The following is a 20261-nucleotide window of genomic DNA, read 5'->3' on the forward strand; positions in this document are numbered from 1 at the left end:
TATGTCTCCCTCGATGGTGCATATCAGGAACTTTCCGAGGCCTTCGCCCGCCGATTTTCCGGATTTCTCCAGCTCAGGGGTGAGAAGGTTCACGCCCGCGTTCATGGCGTTGGCGGCCGACATGATGTGCGGCAGGAACAGCTTCTTCGCCTGGTACAGGTCCCCTACTTCCTGGATCCCCGCGGTGTATCCTTCCTGGATCAGGTTCACCAGGTCGGCTTTTTTCGCGATCGCCTCCTTGGCGACTTCCGCGGATGCTTTCTGGTCGTAGGCCGTGACGGCCTTCTTCGCTCTCTCGTTCAGATCTTTCTGAGTCATATTCTTCACAATACCTTTTTGTCTGCTTCCTTGATTATATTTTGAATTGTCTTCATATCGTCGGCATCTATCGGGGTCGCAACATGTTCCTCGAGGATCGACCGGACCTTTTCATGAGCCAGTTCCACCGTATGCCTTCCGCCCGTGCTCTTCCATCCATCGTACATGTTCCTGTCGAACAGTTCAGGATGGGTGTGCCCGAACATTCCAGCCATCGTCTCCGGCCTCGAGATGAACTCCCCGCCGACCCCCACTTCTTTTATGGCATCGATAGAGAGGGTCTCCGAGTTGACCTCGAATCCTTCTAGGGCACGCCTCACCAAGGGTATCATGTCGTTCACCATGACCGCCTGTTCGAGCGAGAAGGTCATTCCCAGCTCGATGAGTCCCACGCCGAACACGTTGGACGTGCCGTTCAGTGCAGGCAGCATCGCGTTGAGCGTCGCTTCCTGCGCCGACTGGAAATCGGGGCATTTGGAATCGGAGATCGCTCCCGATGTGATGCATGGCACGCCGTAGAACTGTGACATCTGCGAGCTGGCCGAACTGATCAACGCGTTCTCCGGAGATCCGAAGGGCGCTGTGTCGGTCATGAAGTCGAACCCCGTGGTGCAGCTTCCGTATATGACCGGCAGCCCGGGCTTTACCAGCTGCGCCAGGGTTATCCCGGCGAGTGCCTCCGAATTGTGGATCGCCATCGTCCCCGCGAGGGTCACGGGCGATGTGGTCCCTGCCATGGCCATCGTCATGGACATGAAGGGCATACCGTATTCTCCTGCCTTGATTGCCAGTTCGCAGAACGATGTGTCCAGCTGAAGCGGGCTGGAGCTGCATCCGCCGACCATGAGGAACGGTTTCTTCCGCGCCTCCTCCCCGTCCCCTGAATAGCAGGCCTTCATAATGTCGAAGTATGCATCGACATAATTCGGGTCCGGATCCAGAAGGAACGGCTTGGAGGTGTTGGTGATCATGGCCTCTACCTCGTGGAGGGTGCGTACGCACCTTTTGTTCATGAGGTCCAGGGCAGACACGGGCTGCGTCACAAGATCCACATTCTCGCAGGCGTCGAGGACTTTAGCAATGTCCCTTATGTCGGGGATCGTCGAGTCCCTGGTGTCGAACCTGTTCTCCGATACGTAATGGCAGACCTTCGTTCCCATCCCCAAGTTCATGAAATTGGTTCTGGAACCGTCGGACACCATCTTGACGTCATGCTTGCCGTCCCGGCTGCTGAACGTCCACATTCTGGGGACGCTCTTCAACGCGCCGTTAATGACATCTCGGGGTATTCTGACGATTCCGCTGCTTTCGTCGACCGTGCAGCCGGCGCGCTCCATGATGGCCCTCGCACCTGTGTGAGCCACCCTGATACCTGTCTGAGAGAGTACTTCGAGGCTCCCCTCATGTATCATTTCTATTTCTTCTTTGGATAATACGTCTGCTTTCAGATTTTTCATCGGCGCGCCTCGTTTTTCTTCAATCTGACGTTAAAAACATTCTGGGTCATTTTTTTCTTCCCGCGAAATGTTTTTCATTCGCTTTCTCGATTATCCGTTCTATATTCTTGGCGGCCTTCTCGCTTAGAGGTTCCGGCTTGTGGTTCTCCAAAATATAGAGCACCTTATCATGTGCCGCTTCTGCCAGGTCCTTGGATCCGTCTTTCTCCCACAATCCGATCATGCGCCTGTCAATGATCGCGGGGTGCGATGGAAGTCCGACGTTCATCATGGTCTCTTGCAGTCCCAAGAAGTCTTTGCCTGCGCCGACGTCCTTTATAGAATCGACCGCGAGAGATTTTTCATTCACTTCTATCCCTCTCGCAGCATATTTGTTCATGCCGATGATGTCGTTGTCGATGACCATCTGCTCAAGGGACAGCGACATGCCCAGCTCCAGCATTCCTGCGCCGTAGACTGTCGAGGCCCCAGCCAGAGTGGGAATGAGGTTGGTTATCGTCTTCTCATGCCCGGCCTGCTCGTCGGGGACCTTTGCGTCAGCCTAGGTACCAGCGACGATCGAGGGCATGCGGTAGTACTTCGCCAGTTCCGCGACACCGGCGCTAATAAGTGCCAGTTCGGGAGAGCCTACCGGTGCAGAGTCGCAGAAGAAATCAAAGGACGTGGTCGAGCTGCCGTATATCGTGGGCATTCCAGGGTTGGCCAGCTGAGTTATGACGATGGCTGAAAGCACTTCGGCATTGTGCACGACCAGCGTGCCCGCGAGATAGATGGGCGCGGAAGCCGCGCCCATCGCCATACTGAGACACATCATCGGGAAACCGTATTTTCCGCAGTTGACGGCCAGCTCACATGCGTGGTGGTCCAGCTGCAACGGGCTCGTGGGGCATCCGCCTACGATGAAGAAGGGCTCTTTCTTAGCCCTCTCCTCATCTCCGCCGTAGCAAGCGCACTCTATGTCGAAGTATTCCTGAAGGTATTCCGGGTCGGGGTCCAGAAGTATCGGCTTCGATGAGTTCGCGACGATGGCCATCGTCTCGTACAGCGTCCTGGCGCATTCCTTTCCGACAAGGTCCATCGCAGATATCGGCAATGTGAACCAATCGATGTTCTCGCAGGCGTCGGTGACCTTCGCGATCTTCGCAAGGTCCTCGAGCGTTCCGTCCCTGGTCCTGTATTTTCCGGGAGATACGTATTCAGTGAGCTTGACTCCCACGCCGAAGGTCATGTTATGGGTCTCTGACCCGTCGCTGACCATCTTGACGTTGTGTTTCCCGTCGCGGCTGTATATCATGAAGGATTCCGGCACCTTCTTGATGGCGGATTCCACGATATCGGCAGGGAACCTCACGGCCCCTGTTTCGTCGTCGACTTTGCAGCCCGCCTCTTTCAATATCTCCCTTGCCTTGGCATGATTCACAACGATTCCCGTGTCCCATAGCACTTTAAGGGTCGCCGCATGGATCTTGTCCATGTCGGCTTTAGATAGTATTTCTGTTTTTGATTTCATTACGTTTCCTCTTTATTTCTTCAAATCTTCTTGAAAAACGTTCTTCCGAGGTAGATCACTACTGCTGTCAGGACGACGGCCAGTCCTATGAATGCGTATTCGGCTCCCGCCCATGCAAAATATTCAAATCCCATATCCATTTCAATCCCTCAACATAGATTCGGCTCTCGAAAGGCCGTAGTCGGTGATCTTGTACTTGTGCAGAAGCTTGCCCTTCTCCAGCTCCCCCTCGTCGATCCTTGTGTCCACCAGCTCGAGGAGCCCGTTGGCTTCCAGTTCGATGAGCCAGAAACGGGCGTTGGAGAACCAGTACGCAGAGGTCCGACCCTCCTGGGTCATGACCTCCTTTATCGCTTTGTGCTCCCATACTTCCCCTTCTTTTTCATAGAATTTCAACAATTTGGATTTAGAAGACAGAACAGCCATCTCATTCACCTCCCCTGGTGCGGTTGGATGATTTCAGGTCTCCGCTTTCCCAATACATTATGAACATCCCTGCGACCGCGATCACCGCTCCGATGGCGAGCGTCCATGTCGGGGCTACACCGAGGAATACGAACAACCCTATCAGGGAGACAGGGACGTACAGCGATCCGAGGGCGAGGGTGCGCCCTACGCCCAGCAGAGGGAATGATTTGTACTGGCACACGTAGCATATCCCTAGAGTGAGAGCTCCGAGCACCATCCAGAAAACGAAGGCTCCGCTGGTGAAGGATGCGATGAATATGTCGGCGAAGATGCCAGGACCTATTGCGATCAGTGTGATAGGGAATATTATAATCAGCCAGATCGAAGACTCGGTGATGTATCTGACAGGCAGCGAGGCATCGGAATCCGTAACATCCAAAGCACGGACCGAGAAGTTCCCTTCGAGTCCCCATCCAATAGCGGACATTATACCGCCCAGGTAACCGAGCCATACTCCATCGGGAGATGCGGGGTTCGCAATGTTTTCTATCATAGCCTGAGGGTCGAGGATTATGACTCCGCCCACGAGTATGGCCAGTATTCCGATCGCAGTCTTCCTGGTCATCTTTTCCTTGTTATAGAGCCATCCGACCAATGCTCCGACGACTGCGGAGAGCAATCCGATGGACGCCGCGAATCCTGCACCGATGTAACCGATCGCGAGCGTGGACCCGAAGATGGCGACCGGGCCTCCGAACAGAGAGCCGACCAGCAGCCATCTGCTGATCCGGTGGTTGCGGACTATCCTTCCCACGTCTCTGAGCTTGCCTGTCGCGCCTGCCCATATGACCATCAGTACGAGACCGAAGATTATCGCCTGTCCAGCGGAGATCATGATTGCACTGACGACATATCCGCCCATCCCCTCTACGAATTGGAAGTTGACGAACGGTTCGACAGACCATGCCATCTGGAGCGGGACGTATCCCAACCCCCATGTCAGAGCACATAGAAGTGCCCATACGAATCCCCATTTTATTCGGTTTTTCCTTTCGATCTCAAGTTTCTCTTCAATAGAACTTCTATCCGCGTCGGCGAAAACGCCGCCGGCCGTCTTTTTATCGAGTATCTCTTCCAGAGTACCTCCCCCTAACGAGTGTCCCTTGTGGAGCGCACTGTTGGATGAAACATTACATCCGCAATATATAATGTTGATGATAACTCAATATATAGGTTGATATGTCAAAGTGAATCTTGTATTTTTTATGTACTGATTCGCTCATTTTTTAAAATTGAATTGATAACTAAGATAATATTCATAAATAATTGTACAATTATGCATATTTATTGCAGTGTAATAAATAATTACATTGACAACTCAATTATTAAATACACACACGTGCATGGTGCACCATCGGGCGGATGACCGCACGATCGCGGGGATTAGTAAATTTCCTCCCAGGCTTGACCTTAAAAGTACGAAGTCCTCGCGCCACATTTACATAATTATAATAACTGACTCGTATTGGTGAAAGCATGAACGGCGGACGCTGGACGAGTCCATATTGGAGTTCTTTCCTTCCGATATTCTTCGATCGTGTGACGAAAATAATGAGAAAAAACGTCAACGAGGAGATAGCGGACACGGGACTGACCAGCGCGCACACGATATACCTGATCGCACTGAACCTGAAGGACGGACAGACAATGGTGGAGTTGTCGAAGTTCTTGGATTACGACGTTGCCAACACAAGCAGAGTAATCAAGACACTCATGCAGGGTGGGTACGTATACAACGACCGCAAGACCCCTAAGAGCAGGAGGTACAAGATCCACCTCACCGAAATGGGCAGGAACCTGGCCGAGCGCGTGATGAATTTCGAAGACTCGAAGATGGAGGAGTACTTCGGGAATGTTGAAACAGAGGACCTGTTGCAAATGAGGGATACTCTGATCACTATCCTGAGGAGCATGGACCCGGAACTCGACGACTATATATCGTCTCCCTTCGACAACCCGTACTATACTCTGCTTCATACCAACCCTCCGGGAGACGGGGACAGGTTCTTCATTTCGGGCCGCGCGCCGAAAGAGAAAAGATAATCTTGTCGGACAATGTAAATAAACGACCGACGATACGTAGACGGGGGACATCGATGAAAGTTGTTAGCTCGGGCATCGTTGACGGCTGGTTCGAGGACAGGTTCGGTTCGAGGGGGGACGAATCCATATACGAAGTTATCCCCAGCCGTTCTGTTCCGTTCGAAATAATCAATCCTCCAGAGGGCACGGTTTCTTTCGCGTTCATCCTGATTGACTACGACACCGTTCCCGAGCTCGGATTTCCATGGATCAATTGGATGGGGGCCAATCTGAGGCGGACGAAGGTCGAGGAGAACGAGAGCCTTACCGCGACGGATTTCCTGCAAGGCTACAGCAGCTACAGCGGGCACGAAGGAGGATTCACGAACGTGAAATACGGAGGTATGTGGCCTACCAGCGGGAGGCACACCTATACCCTCCAGATATTCGCCGTGAACAGGTTGCTCGACCTCGAAGACGGTTTCACCTACAGCGAGCTCATCAGAGAAATCCAAAAGGGCAAGTTGGCCATCGCGAGCGTGTCCGGGCTGTACTCCGCCGGCGGGAAGTGACGGCGGTACACGTTTAAGGTTCAGGCCGTTCTTTCCGCCGACGACGTCGTCCTGAAGACAATGGCGGACCCCCTGGGATTCGAACCCAGGTCATCGGCTTCGAAGGCCAACAGGATGATCCACTACCCCAAGGGTCCACACGGCCTCTACCGCTGAAGCCTTATTTTTATTATCCGTTCCTAGCTCTCCCTGAACAAGTCTTTATCCACGTTACTTCATCACGCAACAATGACAAAGGTCGTAATGAACCACGGTGCCGGCGGGGAAGCGATGCAGGAATTCCTGTCGAAACATATCATCTGCCATTTTCCCAAAGTAAAATCGGATGTTCCGCTGGATTCGATGGATGATTCCGCCGTCGTGGACGGCATAGTTTTCACGATCGACGGGCACACCGTCAAGCCGCTGTTCTTCCCGGGCGGAGATCTGGGCAAGATCTCAATCTCCGGAACAGTTAACGATATAGCTGTCATGGGCGCGAAGCCCCTTGCCATCGGCTGTTCTACGATAATCGAGGAGGGCCTCGATATCGACATCGTCGACAGGGTCATGTCGAGCGCGGGAAGGACCTGCCTGGAATGCGGCGTGCCCATCGAGACCGGCGACACGAAGGTCGTGGAGGCGGGCGCGGTAGACCAGATGTTCATGGCCACTTCGGCCATTGGAAGAAGGTCCGAATATCTGGACGCCAACTTCGCCAAAGCGAAGGAATACCGCAACGTCACCGACAACTGGTGCACCGATTCGAACATAGCGCCCGGCGACGCCATAATCGTATCCGGCTACGTCGGGGACCATGGGGTCGCATTGATGTCCTTCCGCGAAGGGTACGGGTTCGAGAGCGAGGTCCAAAGCGACGTGGCCCCGCTGAACATGATGATCGAGAGGGCACTCAGGGTAGGCGGCATCGTCACAATGAAGGATTCAACGCGCGGGGGCCTCGCTAACACTCTGAACGAGCTCGCCTCCAAATCCCGCGTGGAGATCGACGTCGAATATACGTCCATCCCCATCAGGGACGGCGTCGTAAACGCGTGCGACCTTCTGGGCATCGATCCGCTGAGCATAGGGAACGAGGGCAAATGCGTCGTGGCATGCGTCCCTGAAATGGCGGACGCCGTGCTGAAGATGCTGAGGTCGACCCCGGAAGGTAAGGACGCGTCCCTGATCGGATATGCCGGCAAAGGCCCCGGAAGGGTGATACTAAAGACGGAGGTAGGCGGCAGACGCATACTGGAGCCGCCCATCGGCGACCCGGTCCCGAGGATCTGCTAAGCGACCGCGGTTATTTGATATAGCCGTAGTATATGCTTTGGACGAGCAAATATGGTTACATTCTTACCTTTCCCAGGATATAGGCCCGCGATCGGAAGCGGAGAATCTGTAGGCGACAGGATCAGCCCCCCTTACGATGTTATCGATCCATCTTACTTGGTGGAACTGCAGAGCCATGCACACAATATCACCAGACTTACGCTCGACCCGGACCAGGACAAAAGGTACCGCGGTTCCAGGCAGGAATTGGACAAATGGATCGCGGACGGTTCGCTGAAACAGGACGGGGACTCTTTCTACATCTACGAGCAGACGTTCGAGGACGGAGGCAGGAAGATGACCCGCACGGGCATCGTCGGAATACTGAAGACCGAGCCTTACGAGGACGGCAACGTTGTTCCGCACGAGGAAACGTTCTCAAAAGTAAAGGCCGACCGCCTGAACCTGCTCAGGGACATGGAGTCCCATTTGGAATCTATATTCGGCATTTATGATTCGTTCAATCCTGGATTGAACAGAAAGATCAGGGACAATGCCATGCTTGTCTGCAGGTACGTCGACAGCGACGGCGTGGAACACAAATATTACCGTCTGGTCGACGAGAAGGTCTGTAACGAGATAACGTACGAACTGAGCGACCAGAAGGTGCTCATAGCCGACGGCCATCACAGATACGAGACCGCTCTGGCGTATTCCCGGGAGAATCCCGGATCCGAAAAGAAGGGCTACGTCCTCGCCACCCTTGTATCCTCATCGGACTCCGGCCTGTCCATCTGGCCGACGCACCGCCTCGTTAAGACCGAAAGCATCTCCGAGAAGAACGCGATAAAGAAGATGTCCGAATCCCTCGAGATGAAAGAGGTCTCCGCAGAGGAGATGGAGAAAGACCTGGAGAACTGGATGATGGGGCTCAGGTTCCGTTCCGGAAAGTGCTATCTCGCACGTTATTCCGGAGAGGGCATTTGGAACTTAGACACATATGTCGTCCAGGAGAAGATATTGAAGGATATCTACAAATGGGACGAGGGAAAGTCCCAGGTCGATTACGACGCAGAGCTTTCTTCGGTGAAAATAAAGATGTCCGCCGGCGATTACGACCTGGCCGTGGTCCTCAACAGACCAAGCCTCGATACGGTCTGGAATCTTTCTATGCAGGGCAAGCGCATGCCCAAGAAAACCACATATTTCTTCCCGAAGATCTGGTCCGGCTTCGTGATCTATCGGATGGACTGATCATCTTATCGGGGCCCGGGCCCTGGCGAAAACCGTGGCCGCAGTCAATACTACGGCGGCCACGGTCAGCCCGACCAATATGAAGCCCAGCATCACCGTCGTGGCACAGATGATGAAAATCGCTGTCAGCGCGAAGAGCATGAACGACCTTCTTTTCCACAGCACTTCGGCATCGTTTCTTCCGGTCGTCCGGGGGGAGCCCGCATTGACATTTTCCTCGACACATGTGCCCATCTCGACGCATCGCGCCCTGGTACCGAAGAACGCGAGAAATAACGCTATAGCGATAAAAAGTGCAAAAACAAAGAAGTCTATCGGCCCCATCGCCATGCCAGAGCATCGCAACGTAGATTAAAAACATAAGGGATTAAAATGGAGCCGCTGGAGGGAATTGAACCCTCGACCTACGCCTTACCAAGGCGTCGCTATACCCCTTAGCCACAGCGGCCTGTGGGGTGCCTAATCAATATATGATTGATAAAGGTTTCTGGTATAATCTGAAGAGCACTTATGATTCCAGCATGCGGCCCGGTTATTTTGAAGAAACTATATCTGATTAGTGCGCCTACGCCAGACTATGAAGAAAGAGATGAGTTCCCTTGACGTCCGCTCCGTGGTATCGGAGATGTCCGTCCTCGAGGGCGCCCACATGGACAAGATTTTCCACTGGGGCGCGGGAAACGTACTGTTTCGAATAAGCGTTACGGGCGGTAAGAAGGAACTTTTCTTCAAAGACAAAAAATGGCTGTACATGCCGCCGGTCAAACCAGAGGCCCCCGTGCTCCAGACGTCCTTCGCGTCCTTCATGCGTAAATATCTGGACAACGCCAGGATCGGGAAGACCAGGCAGGCGGGGTTCGACCGTGTCGTGGTCACGGAACTCAGAAAGGGTGAAACGGATTATCAGCTGATATTCGAAATATTCGGAGGAGGGAACGTCCTACTCGTATCAGAGGGGAAGATCGTCAACTGCCTCATACACAAGACCTACAGAGACAGGGCGGCCAGGCCTGGCGAGGAGTATATCATGCCGAAACCCCGTTTCGAACCGGGAATATCGACGTTCGATGAATTCGCGGCCCTTTTCCGGTCATCCGATTCGGATACTGTCCGGACGTTGGCGACCTCGGTGAACTTGGGCGGTCAGTACGCCGAAGAGATCTGCGTCCGCGCCGGCGTCGATAAAAAGGCCACGTCCAAATCCGTTAACGACGAACAATTAAGGGCCGTCTTCGAAAAAATAGTGGAACTCGTTTCTTCTGCGGCATCTTCTCCGGAGCCCACCGCATACCGCAAGGACGGCAAGATCGTAGACCTAGCACCTGTCAGGTTGCTTTCTTACGGCGAGGCGGACGCAGAACACTACGAAACAATGTCTTTGGCCATAGAAGCCATGCTCAAGGAAACAGACGTGACCGCGGTCGAGGACTACGTGGACCCGGAAATCCTGAAGCTGAGGCGCCGTATAGAGAAACAAGAAGAGACCGTCGCCGATTATGAGATGGCCGCCGAGGAGTTCAGACTTGATGCCGATGCGCTGTACACCGACTATCAGCGGGCCGACGAGCTCCTTACGGTCCTGGGCCAGCAGTCGAAGAGGCTGCCCTGGGACAAGCTGTCCGAGGGTGCGATGAAAATTCCATTCGTTTCGTCCATAGATCCTTCAAATAACAAAATTACGGCCACCCTGAGCGGGCGCAAGGTCATTCTGGACTACACTAAAGGCGTGGACACGAACGCCTCCATCATATATCAGAAGGGCAAGGACATAGGCGACAAAGGTAAAAGAGCCGAAGACGCGCTTAAGATGAGCCGCGAAGAACTGGTAAAGAAAGAGAAGGGGTTCGAAAAGGAGAGGCATATTGCACTTACCCGCGCGCAACCTACCAAACAATTCTGGTTCAACCGCTACAAGTGGTTCTTTACCGGGACAGGAAAACTCATAATCGCAGGAAAGGACGCCCACAGCAACGACAACATCGTCAAAAAACACCTGAAAGACGGCGATGTGTATGTTCACGCGGACATACACGGCGCCCCCTCGGTCGTTTTCAAGGAAGGCAGCGTTGCCACGCCCGATGAGCTGAAACAGGCATGCGCATTCGCATTCTGCCATTCCAAGGCCTGGGTTTCCGCCATGTCCGACGGAAGCGCGTTCTGGGTCTATCCCGACCAGGTAAGCAAGACTCCGAATCCCGGTGAGTTCGTCCCCCGCGGAGCCTTCATAGTGCGCGGAAAAAGGAACTACGAATATCATATACAGACGGAGCTCGCGGTCGGAGAGATCGATTACCAGGGAAGCAGGAAGATCATGTGCGGCCCGAGGGAAGTCATCGAAAAGACATCCGAAAAGTACTTCGTCATAAGGCCGGGAAGAGGCAAGAACAAGAAGACCGCTTCCGATATTGCGAAAGCTTTCGAAGTGCCCGAGGAAGAAATATCAGGAATATTGCCGCCCGGAGATTCCGAAATAACAGAAAAATTCTGGCCTAAAGAGTCCAGTAACTAATCCGAACGTGGCGCTCGCGCCGGAATTCGAATCCGGGTCAAGAGATCCGCAATCTCTCAGGATATCCAAGCTACCCCACGCGAGCAAAAAGGTGCGGAAAAAGTCTTGCGACTAAGGTGTTTAAACCTCAGGGTGAGAAAGGTAGCGTGAGATGTATCCCGCAATCCTGTTCCTCATCTTAATCGAGGTTACGTCTGTGAGGGTGCTCACCATCTCCTTGTTGTTCTCGAAGTCCCTGCTGAATGCCTGGGGATACTTGTTGAGGAGCTCAATGGACACTCTCTTGATGTATGTGGGTCTTATCCTTCCCATATCTTTCACCGAGTGAACCGATTAAGTATATTCCCTATTTAAGGCTTTTTAACTCTTTTGGGGCGACCGCAGGACTTACTGCCTTCTGGACATGGGCCCCTGACACAGGGGGGGCCGGCATCCTTGAAGATCGTGGGAGAGATTTCCCTGCAAAGCCTGAGCATTTCATCCGCCATCTCGCGGATCTCCCACTGTGCCCTCTCGCAGCACCTGAGATCGAAGAAGTGCAGCAGCTCGCGGGCGTTCATCGTTATCGTGATGTTTGTGGTGCAACCGTTGGGCAGTATGTACCTCGCATCCTCGGCGGGCACTTTCTCGCCCAGCCGGGAGTATGCCTCCCATATCTTTTCCATGGCGTCCTTGTAGATCTCCAGGGCCTCGGGGTCATTGCTTACGGTATGCGGTATGACATAGGTCGGCTCCTTTAGCGGGACGTACCTCTGGGACTGTTGAGAGAACGACGCTATGCGATGCCTGACCAGCTGATGTGTCAGCGACCTCGATACCCCTGAGACCGAGAACGTGAAAACCGCATGCTCTATAACGGAGTGGTGCCCCATGGAAACGATCTGCCCCAGCGACCTCTCGGCATCCCCTGTCCCGATGATCTCGTCGGCGGGTTTGTCGGAATAGCATGACCTGCCTGCGGCGGCGCATATCTCGGCCGCGTCCCTGGTGTAAGAAAGAAGCGTAACTCTCATATTATCATCCAAGCCTTTCATACCATATATCGGACATCAGCTTACCTATCTTCTGCTCATCCCTTATGTCCGCCAAACGAACCTTCCTCACGTCCATGTCCTTTGGAAGCAGCTCGACTATGCCTTCGACGTGCGCATCGCCCACGACCGCTACCATTTTGTCGTGTCTCTTGGAAGCTTCTGCGATCTCATTGGCCATGGCTTCGTTGCGCTCCTTGTGGAGTATGCGCATCATTGTGGGATAACGGCGCCGCATTTCGTCCATATATTCCTTCTCGTTATCGGAAAAATCCTTCTGTGTCTCTTCCACGTCTTTCCGCGAGGACCTTCTGTCTTTAGTTCCCGATAAACGCCAGCGCATCTTCTCGATAAATGACATCTCGTCCCACATCCTGAGGAGCATCTCGACCACGTCCCCATCCATTAATATTACTTCGGCGCCGGCCGCCTTCCCGGCCCTGCATGCCTCGAGGAGCTCGAGACCTGCGTATGTTCCGAACTGGGATGCCGTGCGGCTCTGAGTCTTGCCCAAGGACTTCGCTATGCCTGGCAACTTTATCGGCCTCTGGTCCTTCGGATGCTCGTACGTCCCGTCCATCACTCTGAACCTTTTCTCGTCCAGCTCCACCAGTACTGCATCGGGCCATGTGTTTTTGATGATGAAACGCACCTGCTCATCTATTTTGAAAACGTGGCCGGTGCCTATGATGAGCAACATCGTCCGTACCATGGTGCCAAACAATAAAAGTGTTAGGTCTAAACATTATATTCGTTGAAATTGTAATCTGGCTTTATGCCCGAGATAATCAAGGTCGCCGGACTCAGCAAAAGTTATGGGGATTTTCTCGCCGTCGATGATGTCTCGTTCAGCGTGGGCGAGAATCAGCTTTTTGCATTCTTGGGACCGAACGGCGCCGGCAAGAGCACGACAGGAGACCGCGCTTCGGTGTTCTTTTCGCTGATGGACGCGCTCGACGACCTGAAGGCCGCGCCCATGAGTTCTTTCACGATCGCTGCCGGATATCTTCTCTCGACATTTATAATCGGACTGACAATGGCTTTCGTTTTTCTGATACTCGGAGAAGCGTTCATGTTAGCCCGGGGTATGTGTTCGGCGCCGATGTCTGCAGCATCGGGATGGTGCTGATGATCCCATCCGTATTCTCATCCTGTGCTTTCGTGTTCTTCATAACCGCACTGATCGGGTCCAAAGCCGCATTCGACGGCTTCGCGGCCAGCTACCCATTCGGCGGCCATGGCCCGGGACATACTCGGAACGCCGACCCTTGATTACACGTTTGCATTCGCGGGAGAGGTCCGGGAGCACAGGGACCTCTTGGGGTTCGACCTCTATATCGGGGACTGGATGGTCACGCCGGAGTTCAGCATAATGTACCTGTTCGGCACAGGAGCGCTTTTCTTCATCCTTACCGCGGCACTTATGAGAAGACGGTGATGGACATGGTTTTAATTATGCCCGGGCATCCCTGAGCGATGAGGTACGAACTCGCCTGTTTCGATATGGACGGCACTCTGACCACGGTCAGAAGCTCATGGGGGTGGGTCCACGAATTCTACGGGGTCGACAACAAAGAATCGTACGACATGTTCTGCTCCGGCGAGATAGACGAGCCGGAGTTCATGCGGAGGGACATAGCCCTTTGGAAAGAGGTGCACCCGGACATCACGATGACCGATGTGGCCCGTACTTTCACTTCCATGCCTCTGACCGAAGGAATACAGGAGACGGTCGCCGCCTTGAGGTCGGAGGGGATCAGGTGCGTAATAGTCAGCGGAGGAATAGACGTTGCGGCGAAGATGCTTACCGACGAGTTTGGATTCGACGACTACATCGCGGATTCCCTGGAGACTTACGATGACGGGCGGCTCACCGGGGAAGGCGTGATGAACGTGGACCTCCGCGACAAGGGGATCAGCGTCAGAGAGTTCCAGAAAAAATACGATACCGACAGGGACCGCACGGTCTCGATAGGCAACTCGTTCACCGACATCGGCATGTTCAGGAACAGCGTCTTGTCGATAGCGTTCAACCCTATGGACGAAATGACCGTCGATGCGGCAGATGCCGTTGTACGTTCCAAAAACATATCCGACATATTGGACATAATTTTCGGATGATCACTCGTCGCCGAAATCCATGACTTCATACTGCTTCTTGCGGATCTTGCCGTAGACCCTGGTAATGTTGCGTGCCTCCGCAGAACCGTTCCTTATGAGACGGTCCTTCGTCTTGATCGCATGTACGAGGCAGTCGAAATCTTCGAACGGAATGGTCATCCCTATTGTAAAATCGTCGTCCGGTTCCGCCTCTACGACCATAGACAAGGTGCGGTGGTTGTCGTTGACCGATATTTTCACATTAAGGATGCCGAACTGCTTGACCCAAAGGCACTTTATCCTTGTGGCCTGCGCCCTCCTCGGGTTTCTGCCGGACTCTTCGTCGATCAGCGTCACGCGGACCCTTTCCCCGCTGTCCAGGAAGAACTCGTCGCCTTTCTCGACGACCTCGTTGCTTTTCAGCACCGTTTCGGTCACGGTTGTGACATCGCCGTCGCTGAACACGACCCTTACCCTGATGTCCTCCGGAAGGCGTATCGTCGTCGAAGTGACCGTCTTGCATTCTGTGCACTTGAACGTACCTGATACCGAGGCCTTGCCGAACCTTCCTTTCAGTATCTCGTGCTCCGTGAACTCACGGCATTTAGCGCATTCAAAAAAGATTGCCTCAGGAAGTTCTTCGTCGTTCATGATATTCACATGCGGACCATAAACGGAAAACCATGTCCGGGTATGATCACATCCGCGTATCTCTTTATCTTCTTAATACTTTGTAACGCTTCCTCTGCATCGCAGTTGATTGCAGGAGGGACCATCTTCCTGAAATTGTCCTCCGTGGGTATGGCATCACCGGCTATCACGTATCTGCGGTCCGCCTCGACGAATACGCTCATAGACCCTCTGGTGTGACCCGGAGTATGTACCAGACGGACCCCTGGGACAAGCTGGAATTCCTCTTCTTTGATAACGATGGCGCCCTCGATGCTTATGTCCTCGTCCCCGTGGACATAGATGGCCGCCTTAAGGAACAAACTGAGATTTTGAATGTGGTCGGAGTGGGTGTGGGTCAGAACGACGGCGCTCACATCCCCGAAATACACTCCTGCCTGCACCAACGACTTTTTGATCATCGGCCTCATATAATTCGTGCTGGGATCCACGACAATGATGCCGTTATCGGTTTTTATCATGGTGCAGGTCGAATCTGCATTGACTATCTTGCCCTCGGCATCCCTTTCCAACCTTCCTATTGCCAGGACTTCGAGTCTAATCATGATAAGCGATCCGAGACGACGAATTAACATGTTCCGCTTAATATATCATTGATGCCGATGCTTTAATTGCATGCATTATGTATATGATATTCTCCTGGAAGAGGACCGAAGGGTCTATCCTCCTTCAGAGGATTCTGTTTTTCTGGTCAGATGTCTGGATATCGTCCCTGGAGAAAGGGTACTGGAGATCGGTTGCGGCTCCGGTGTTGTCTCTCTTCACTGCGCAAGAGCCGGGGCTTTGGTCACGGCGGGGGATATAAACCCCGTTGCCGTAGAACTTACGAAAAGGAACGCCGAATCCAACGGATTGGATATCGACGTCGTAGAAACAGACGTATACAGTTCGATATCCGGTAAATTCGATACAATAATTTTCAATCTGCCCTACCTCCCTGTGGATGACGATTGCGAACTGTCCGATGCGTGGTCCGGGGGCGAGGGGGGATTGGGGCCCCTTCCCGAGCTGTTAAGGGGTGCCCCGGACCACGGCAACGATGGATGGCGGGTCGTGGTGGTGGTGTCGTCGCTCATGGACACGGAAAGGCTGGATGATCTGCTGGGCCCTTATTCTGTGAAGGTTTTGGGAGAGCTGCCGCTCTTCTTCGAAAAACTAAGGGTGCTGCAGATCTCACCCTATCAGCTTTGAGATCTCCTTCACGAGGATATCGTTGGCGGCCTTGCCGTCGATCTTGCCTCTGAGAGCGGCCATGACCGGCCCCATCAGAGGTCCGATGGCTTCCATGCCTCTGTTGCGGACGAAGTCTTCCCTCTCTTTTACTATCGCTGCCACTATCTTTGCCGCCTCGTCCTCTTCCACGGCCTCGAGGCCCAGCTTCGAAACGGCGGCCGAAGGATCGGTGCCTTTCGATACCTCGCGTATGATGTCCGGGAGCGCCTCTTTAGCGAACTTGTTATGTGCCAGCATCCTGAATATCTCCATGATGGCGACATCTTGGATATCGGCTGTAACGACGCCCTCGTGATCGAGCTCGCTGTATGTGTTGGTGAGTGTGGTTGCTATCGCCGACGCCAGTCCCCTGTATGTGCCAGCAAGCTTCTCGAAGAGCTCGTCGTTGCTCTCCCTGAGCATCTGATGTGCCTGCTGGGAATTGATGCCGTACTGGTTTACGAGCCTCTTCTCTATCTCTTCGGGAAATTCCGGCATCGATGCTCTGATCTCTGCGATTCTTTCCTCCGTTATCAGAGTTGGCGGCACATCCGTCTCCGGATACATCCTCGCGGCCCCGGGCAGCGGCCTTGAATATTTCGTAGTCCCGTCTGGCAGCGGGTCCCTGGTCTCTTCGGGTATCCCTTCGAGAGCCTCGTTGGCGCGTTCTGTTGCGGCGATGAGCGCCTCCCTGGCAGTTGCCTCCGGTGCCGCGCATATGACGAATGCATCATCTGCGGACGAGATGCCCAGGTATTCTTTCAGCGCATCGACGAACTCCTGTTCGATGCCGTAGTTGGGCAGTTCGTCCGAATGGAATATCCCCTTGACGCCGTGGGTCCTGGCGCGCTGTGCCATCTCGGAACCGAGCCTGAGTTTTCCAGAGTCGCCGTTCATAACGCCTGAGAACCCAGGAAGCTTTACGGCCAGCACCACGCCTTTTCCCTTTATGGCGCCTGTCACGATCTTCGACGGGCAGTCTCTGAAGACGTCCGTTGCGTCCACTATCTTGGAGGAGACAGGTTTAACGCCTCTTTTGACGAGAATGTCCTTCACCGTGAGCAGCATCTTCTGCCTGTTGACCTCGTTGCGCACGAAGTCGGGCAGCATCTTCAGCTCCTGCACTCCTTTGATCTCGATACGTGCTCCGCCCGGGATCGATATGTTCAGGTCCTCTCTTATTGTCCCGATGCCGCGCTTAACTTTTTTTGTTGCGCGTAGAAGCGAACCGAGGCGCATAGCGACCTCCATGACCTCTTCCGGCGTCCTCATGTCTGGCCCTGTTGCGACCTCTACGAGGGGGAATCCCAGGCGGTCCAGCCTGTATGTGACCTCGTTGCCCTTCGTCTCTATCTTCCTGGCCGCGTCCTCTTCCAGACAGACCGACAGAATGGATATCTTCTTGCCGTTGACGTCCACTTCTCCGCCGGTGGCCACAAGCGCGGTCCTCTGGAAACCCGACGTGTTCGATCCGTCGACCACTATCTTCCTCATGAAGTGGATCTCGTCGGTTATGTCGGAGTTGAGCATTGCCGAGAACATGAGCGACGTCTCCATCGCCTCCTTGTTGACCTCGTGCGGCGGCTCCTCGTCGAGGTCTACCAAACATGAGGCCCCATGGCAGCACTGATACCTGAAGCCCATATGCCTCTGGAACTGCGCCAGTGCGGCGCGGTCGACCTCTCCCATCTCGCTCGTCGTCGGTCTGAGTTTGCGGAAATGGGCACCGAACCCCTCATCGCAGAGTATGGTGTCGCAGGAGCAGAACAGCTTCTTCGTGTCAAGCTGCTGGTGTATCTCGATGCCACACATCATTTCGTAGTCCATCAGGCCAGCCTCCTGTCGCCTGTCTCGCCCGCAATGGGCATTTCCATCAGTCCGACTGCCTGTTCCCTGCTCCCGGAGTTGGCCATGGCCCACATGAGCTTGACATATGCCGTCTCCGGCAGCATGTCGCCCACTGATACCGCACCGGCGGAAAGCATATCCCTTCCCGTGTTGTAGACGTTCAGATTCGTAGCGCCTCCCAGGCACTGGGAGGTCATGACCACTATCGTCCCTGAATCGCTGGCCTTCTTTATCGCGGGAATCATGTTCTCGTTCACATGACCGAGGCCCGAGCCTGCGATCACGACTCCTTTGCTTCTGACCATGATATCGGTGAAAATGTCCGGGTCCATTCCCGGATATGACTGCAAGAGGATGCATCTGCCCTCCATTCCCGTTTTGGCGACCGCCTTTCCGTCCGATACTTCGCGTCCTGGGCCCGAAAACTCGATTTTTCCATCGGCATCGATGTGCGCCACGGCTGGTGCGTTGATACTGTGGAACGCGTCGCGCCTGGATGTGTGCATCTTCCTTACGCGGGTCCCGAGGTGTACCGCGAACGAGTCGTCGCTATGTGTGTCGTGCATTATCACGAATACGCCTGCCCTGTTACCGTCCACGCAGAACCTGGCACTTGCCGTCATGTTGCCTGTGGCATCGGAAGAGGGCCGGTCCGAGGACCTCTGCGCCCCCACGAGAACGACCGGCTTGGGCACCTCTCCCAACATGAAGGATAACGCCGCGGCGGTGTATCCCATAGTGTCCGTGCCGTGGGGTATTATTATGCCGTCCGCTCCGTCGTTAATCGCCTCGGATACTGCTTCGGCGAGCTTCTGCCAATGTTCCACGTTCATATTTTCTGAGAAAATGGAGAAAAGCACGCGCGCTTCGATGTTCGCTATTTCCCTGAGCTCCGGCATTGCGTTAACGAGCTCCGATGTCGATAGGGCTGGCTGAACGGCCCCCGTCCTGTAGTCGACGTAGGAGGCTATAGTGCCGCCGGTGCCTATGAGGACAAGTTTCTTCAGTCCTTTCTTCGGCTCGTTCGCCGCGAGGTTCGTCTTCTTCCCGGACGGCCTCTCCACCACCTGGACCGCGGAGTCCTGGTACATTCTGACGCCCACGTTATATCCGCTCTTCAATTTCAGCACGAGTATGTCCGGGGCGCTGAGGTCGTGATGGGGCATCATCGTACCTGTGTACATGCGGCCTTTCGAAGTGACGGTAAGTCTGCAACCCTCCGACGCATCTACAGATGCCAGGAGTCTGGATAATGATTCTGAATAGCTCATTTGAACGCCCCCTCATCATGCTTCGTCTTTATGACTTTTGCTAGGCGCTAGTGGGTAACATTATTACGGGCCATGGTATTGACCGTTGCATGCACTTCGTACAAGTGGGCATGGAATACGACGTTCTCAAAGAGAACGCGAAACTGGCCCATAAGAATTACCGCCTCCTGAAGGAGCACGGGATAAAGTCCGTGGATTTCATGGGGTCCATCGGCTCGGGCAAGACCACCCTCATAATAAAACTGGCCGAGAAGCTGAAGGCAAAGGGGCTCAGAGTTTGCGCCATCGCCGGCGATGTGACAGGGGACGACGATTTCGCCAGGATGGAAAAATCCGGAATGGATGCAATTAACTGCAATACCGGTTCAGAATGCCATTTGGACGCCAATCTGGTTGCAAAGGCCCTGGAAAAGATCGACCTGGACAAATACGACGTCCTTTTCATAGAAAACGTAGGAAACCTCGTATGCCCCGCGGATTTCCCGCTCGGTACCGACTACAGGGCGGTCGTGATATCCACCACAGAGGGGGACGACATGGTGAGGAAGCATCACAGCATCTTCCTGCACTCCGACCTCGCCATCCTGAACAAGATGGATATAGCCGACGCCGTGGGCGTAGATCCGAAAGTCATATTGGAAGACTACAGCAAGTTGACCGGCGGCCTGAAAGCAATGTACACATGCAGCGCTAAGAAAGACCAGGGCGTGGACGATATCATCGCCGCCCTGAAACTGTGAGGCAC

General features: G+C 54.0%; 23 protein-coding genes, 3 tRNA genes and 1 pseudogene. 11 read left to right on the forward strand and 16 right to left on the reverse strand.

Annotated features, from left to right (window positions below; all coding sequences use genetic code 11):
• The 5 genes and pseudogenes from VB016_06185 to VB016_06205 form a co-directional block, all read right to left on the reverse strand.
• A partial coding sequence (locus tag VB016_06185; GenBank protein ID MEA4978118.1) for a B12-binding domain-containing protein occupies positions 1-318 on the reverse strand: 318 nt, incomplete at its 3' end.
• A gap of 5 nt (positions 319-323) precedes the next feature.
• Complete coding sequence (locus tag VB016_06190; protein MEA4978119.1) at positions 324-1775, reverse strand: trimethylamine methyltransferase family protein; 1452 nt, start codon at positions 1773-1775, stop codon at positions 324-326.
• 46 nt (positions 1776-1821) lie between these two features.
• Positions 1822-3285 (reverse strand): annotated as a pseudogene (locus tag VB016_06195) (trimethylamine methyltransferase family protein).
• 141 nt (positions 3286-3426) lie between these two features.
• The gene (locus VB016_06200; GenBank protein MEA4978120.1) at positions 3427-3711 is read right to left on the reverse strand and encodes a hypothetical protein; all 285 of its coding nucleotides are present in this window, start codon (positions 3709-3711) and stop codon (positions 3427-3429) included.
• 1 nt (position 3712) lies between these two features.
• Positions 3713-4912 carry a DMT family transporter gene (locus VB016_06205; protein ID MEA4978121.1) on the reverse strand — a complete coding sequence of 400 codons (1200 nt, stop codon included), beginning with the start codon at positions 4910-4912 and terminating at the stop codon, positions 3713-3715.
• 317 nt (positions 4913-5229) lie between these two features.
• On the opposite strand from VB016_06205, the gene VB016_06210 reads away from it, so the two are divergent.
• Positions 5230-5796, forward strand: a complete 567-nt coding sequence (locus VB016_06210) for a MarR family winged helix-turn-helix transcriptional regulator (protein ID MEA4978122.1) — start codon at positions 5230-5232, stop codon at positions 5794-5796.
• A 53-nt stretch (positions 5797-5849) separates the two neighbouring features.
• Positions 5850-6347 (forward strand): YbhB/YbcL family Raf kinase inhibitor-like protein, encoded by a 498-nt coding sequence (locus tag VB016_06215; GenBank protein ID MEA4978123.1) that lies wholly within the window; start codon positions 5850-5852, stop codon positions 6345-6347.
• 61 nt (positions 6348-6408) lie between these two features.
• Here the strand turns inward: VB016_06215 and VB016_06220 are convergent.
• Positions 6409-6484: transfer RNA gene (locus VB016_06220), tRNA-Arg, on the reverse strand.
• Between the two features lie 91 nt (positions 6485-6575).
• On the opposite strand from VB016_06220, the gene hypE reads away from it, so the two are divergent.
• Both hypE and VB016_06230 read left to right on the forward strand, forming a co-directional pair.
• Positions 6576-7622, forward strand: a complete 1047-nt coding sequence (gene hypE, locus VB016_06225; protein MEA4978124.1) for a hydrogenase expression/formation protein HypE — start codon at positions 6576-6578, stop codon at positions 7620-7622.
• Between the two features lie 51 nt (positions 7623-7673).
• On the forward strand, positions 7674-8855 hold the full coding sequence (locus VB016_06230; GenBank protein MEA4978125.1) for a DUF1015 domain-containing protein: 1182 nt from the start codon (positions 7674-7676) through the stop codon (positions 8853-8855).
• On the opposite strand, the gene VB016_06235 is transcribed toward VB016_06230, so the two are convergent.
• Together VB016_06235 and VB016_06240 are read right to left on the reverse strand one after the other, a co-directional pair.
• A complete protein-coding gene (locus tag VB016_06235; protein ID MEA4978126.1) occupies positions 8856-9185 on the reverse strand; it encodes a hypothetical protein in 330 nt (109 codons plus the stop codon). It abuts the gene before it with no gap.
• A 43-nt stretch (positions 9186-9228) separates the two neighbouring features.
• Positions 9229-9303 (reverse strand) — tRNA-Thr (locus VB016_06240).
• A gap of 129 nt (positions 9304-9432) precedes the next feature.
• Here VB016_06240 and rqcH point away from each other — a divergent pair.
• The gene (rqcH, locus tag VB016_06245) at positions 9433-11364 is read left to right on the forward strand and encodes a ribosome rescue protein RqcH (protein ID MEA4978127.1); all 1932 of its coding nucleotides are present in this window, start codon (positions 9433-9435) and stop codon (positions 11362-11364) included.
• An 8-nt stretch (positions 11365-11372) separates the two neighbouring features.
• Here rqcH and VB016_06250 read toward each other — a convergent pair.
• The 4 genes from VB016_06250 to VB016_06265 all read right to left on the reverse strand — a co-directional run bounded on the left by VB016_06250 (position 11373) and on the right by VB016_06265 (position 13095).
• Positions 11373-11449 (reverse strand) — tRNA-Arg (locus VB016_06250).
• A 35-nt stretch (positions 11450-11484) separates the two neighbouring features.
• The gene (locus tag VB016_06255; GenBank protein ID MEA4978128.1) at positions 11485-11676 is read right to left on the reverse strand and encodes a 30S ribosomal protein S17e; all 192 of its coding nucleotides are present in this window, start codon (positions 11674-11676) and stop codon (positions 11485-11487) included.
• A gap of 38 nt (positions 11677-11714) precedes the next feature.
• On the reverse strand, positions 11715-12377 hold the full coding sequence (gene thyX / locus VB016_06260; protein ID MEA4978129.1) for an FAD-dependent thymidylate synthase: 663 nt from the start codon (positions 12375-12377) through the stop codon (positions 11715-11717).
• A 4-nt stretch (positions 12378-12381) separates the two neighbouring features.
• The gene (locus tag VB016_06265) at positions 12382-13095 is read right to left on the reverse strand and encodes a TraB domain-containing protein (protein MEA4978130.1); all 714 of its coding nucleotides are present in this window, start codon (positions 13093-13095) and stop codon (positions 12382-12384) included.
• Positions 13096-13170: 75 nt separating this feature from the next.
• On the opposite strand from VB016_06265, the gene VB016_06270 reads away from it, so the two are divergent.
• Genes VB016_06270 through VB016_06285 form a run of 4 tightly spaced genes read left to right on the forward strand, consistent with a single transcriptional unit; the run spans position 13171 to position 14516 of the window.
• Positions 13171-13524: a hypothetical protein gene (locus VB016_06270; protein ID MEA4978131.1), complete on the forward strand. Its 354-nt coding sequence runs from the start codon at positions 13171-13173 to the stop codon at positions 13522-13524.
• Positions 13524-13667, forward strand: coding sequence for a hypothetical protein (locus VB016_06275; GenBank protein MEA4978132.1), 144 nt, complete (start codon positions 13524-13526; stop codon positions 13665-13667). Before VB016_06270 ends, VB016_06275 begins: the two co-directional genes overlap by 1 nt.
• Positions 13633-13833 carry a hypothetical protein gene (locus tag VB016_06280; protein ID MEA4978133.1) on the forward strand — a complete coding sequence of 67 codons (201 nt, stop codon included), beginning with the start codon at positions 13633-13635 and terminating at the stop codon, positions 13831-13833. Before VB016_06275 ends, VB016_06280 begins: the two co-directional genes overlap by 35 nt.
• A 38-nt stretch (positions 13834-13871) precedes the next feature.
• Positions 13872-14516 (forward strand): HAD-IB family phosphatase, encoded by a 645-nt coding sequence (locus tag VB016_06285; protein MEA4978134.1) that lies wholly within the window; start codon positions 13872-13874, stop codon positions 14514-14516.
• Here VB016_06285 and VB016_06290 read toward each other — a convergent pair whose 3' ends face one another.
• Together VB016_06290 and VB016_06295 are read right to left on the reverse strand one after the other, a co-directional pair.
• Positions 14517-15146, reverse strand: coding sequence for an HVO_0476 family zinc finger protein (locus tag VB016_06290; GenBank protein MEA4978135.1), 630 nt, complete (start codon positions 15144-15146; stop codon positions 14517-14519). It lies immediately after the preceding gene.
• 5 nt (positions 15147-15151) lie between these two features.
• Positions 15152-15730, reverse strand: coding sequence for an MBL fold metallo-hydrolase (locus VB016_06295; GenBank protein ID MEA4978136.1), 579 nt, complete (start codon positions 15728-15730; stop codon positions 15152-15154).
• 70 nt (positions 15731-15800) lie between these two features.
• Between VB016_06295 and VB016_06300 the strand changes: the two genes are divergently transcribed.
• Complete coding sequence (locus tag VB016_06300; protein MEA4978137.1) at positions 15801-16376, forward strand: HemK2/MTQ2 family protein methyltransferase; 576 nt, start codon at positions 15801-15803, stop codon at positions 16374-16376.
• Here VB016_06300 and gatE read toward each other — a convergent pair.
• Positions 16359-18224 (reverse strand): Glu-tRNA(Gln) amidotransferase subunit GatE, encoded by a 1866-nt coding sequence (gene gatE, locus VB016_06305; protein ID MEA4978138.1) that lies wholly within the window; start codon positions 18222-18224, stop codon positions 16359-16361. The two genes, VB016_06300 and gatE, sit on opposite strands and share 18 nt — an antisense overlap.
• Positions 18224-19516 carry a Glu-tRNA(Gln) amidotransferase subunit GatD gene (gatD, locus tag VB016_06310; GenBank protein ID MEA4978139.1) on the reverse strand — a complete coding sequence of 431 codons (1293 nt, stop codon included), beginning with the start codon at positions 19514-19516 and terminating at the stop codon, positions 18224-18226. The genes gatE and gatD overlap by 1 nt, the downstream gene beginning before the upstream one ends.
• An 89-nt stretch (positions 19517-19605) precedes the next feature.
• Here gatD and hypB point away from each other — a divergent pair, with 89 nt between their 5' ends.
• Positions 19606-20256 (forward strand): hydrogenase nickel incorporation protein HypB, encoded by a 651-nt coding sequence (gene hypB / locus VB016_06315; GenBank protein MEA4978140.1) that lies wholly within the window; start codon positions 19606-19608, stop codon positions 20254-20256.
• Positions 20257-20261: the final 5 nt, after the last annotated feature.

The sequence above is a fragment of the Methanomassiliicoccaceae archaeon genome (assembly GCA_034928305.1).
Taxonomy (GTDB): Archaea; Thermoplasmatota; Thermoplasmata; order Methanomassiliicoccales; family Methanomethylophilaceae; genus VadinCA11.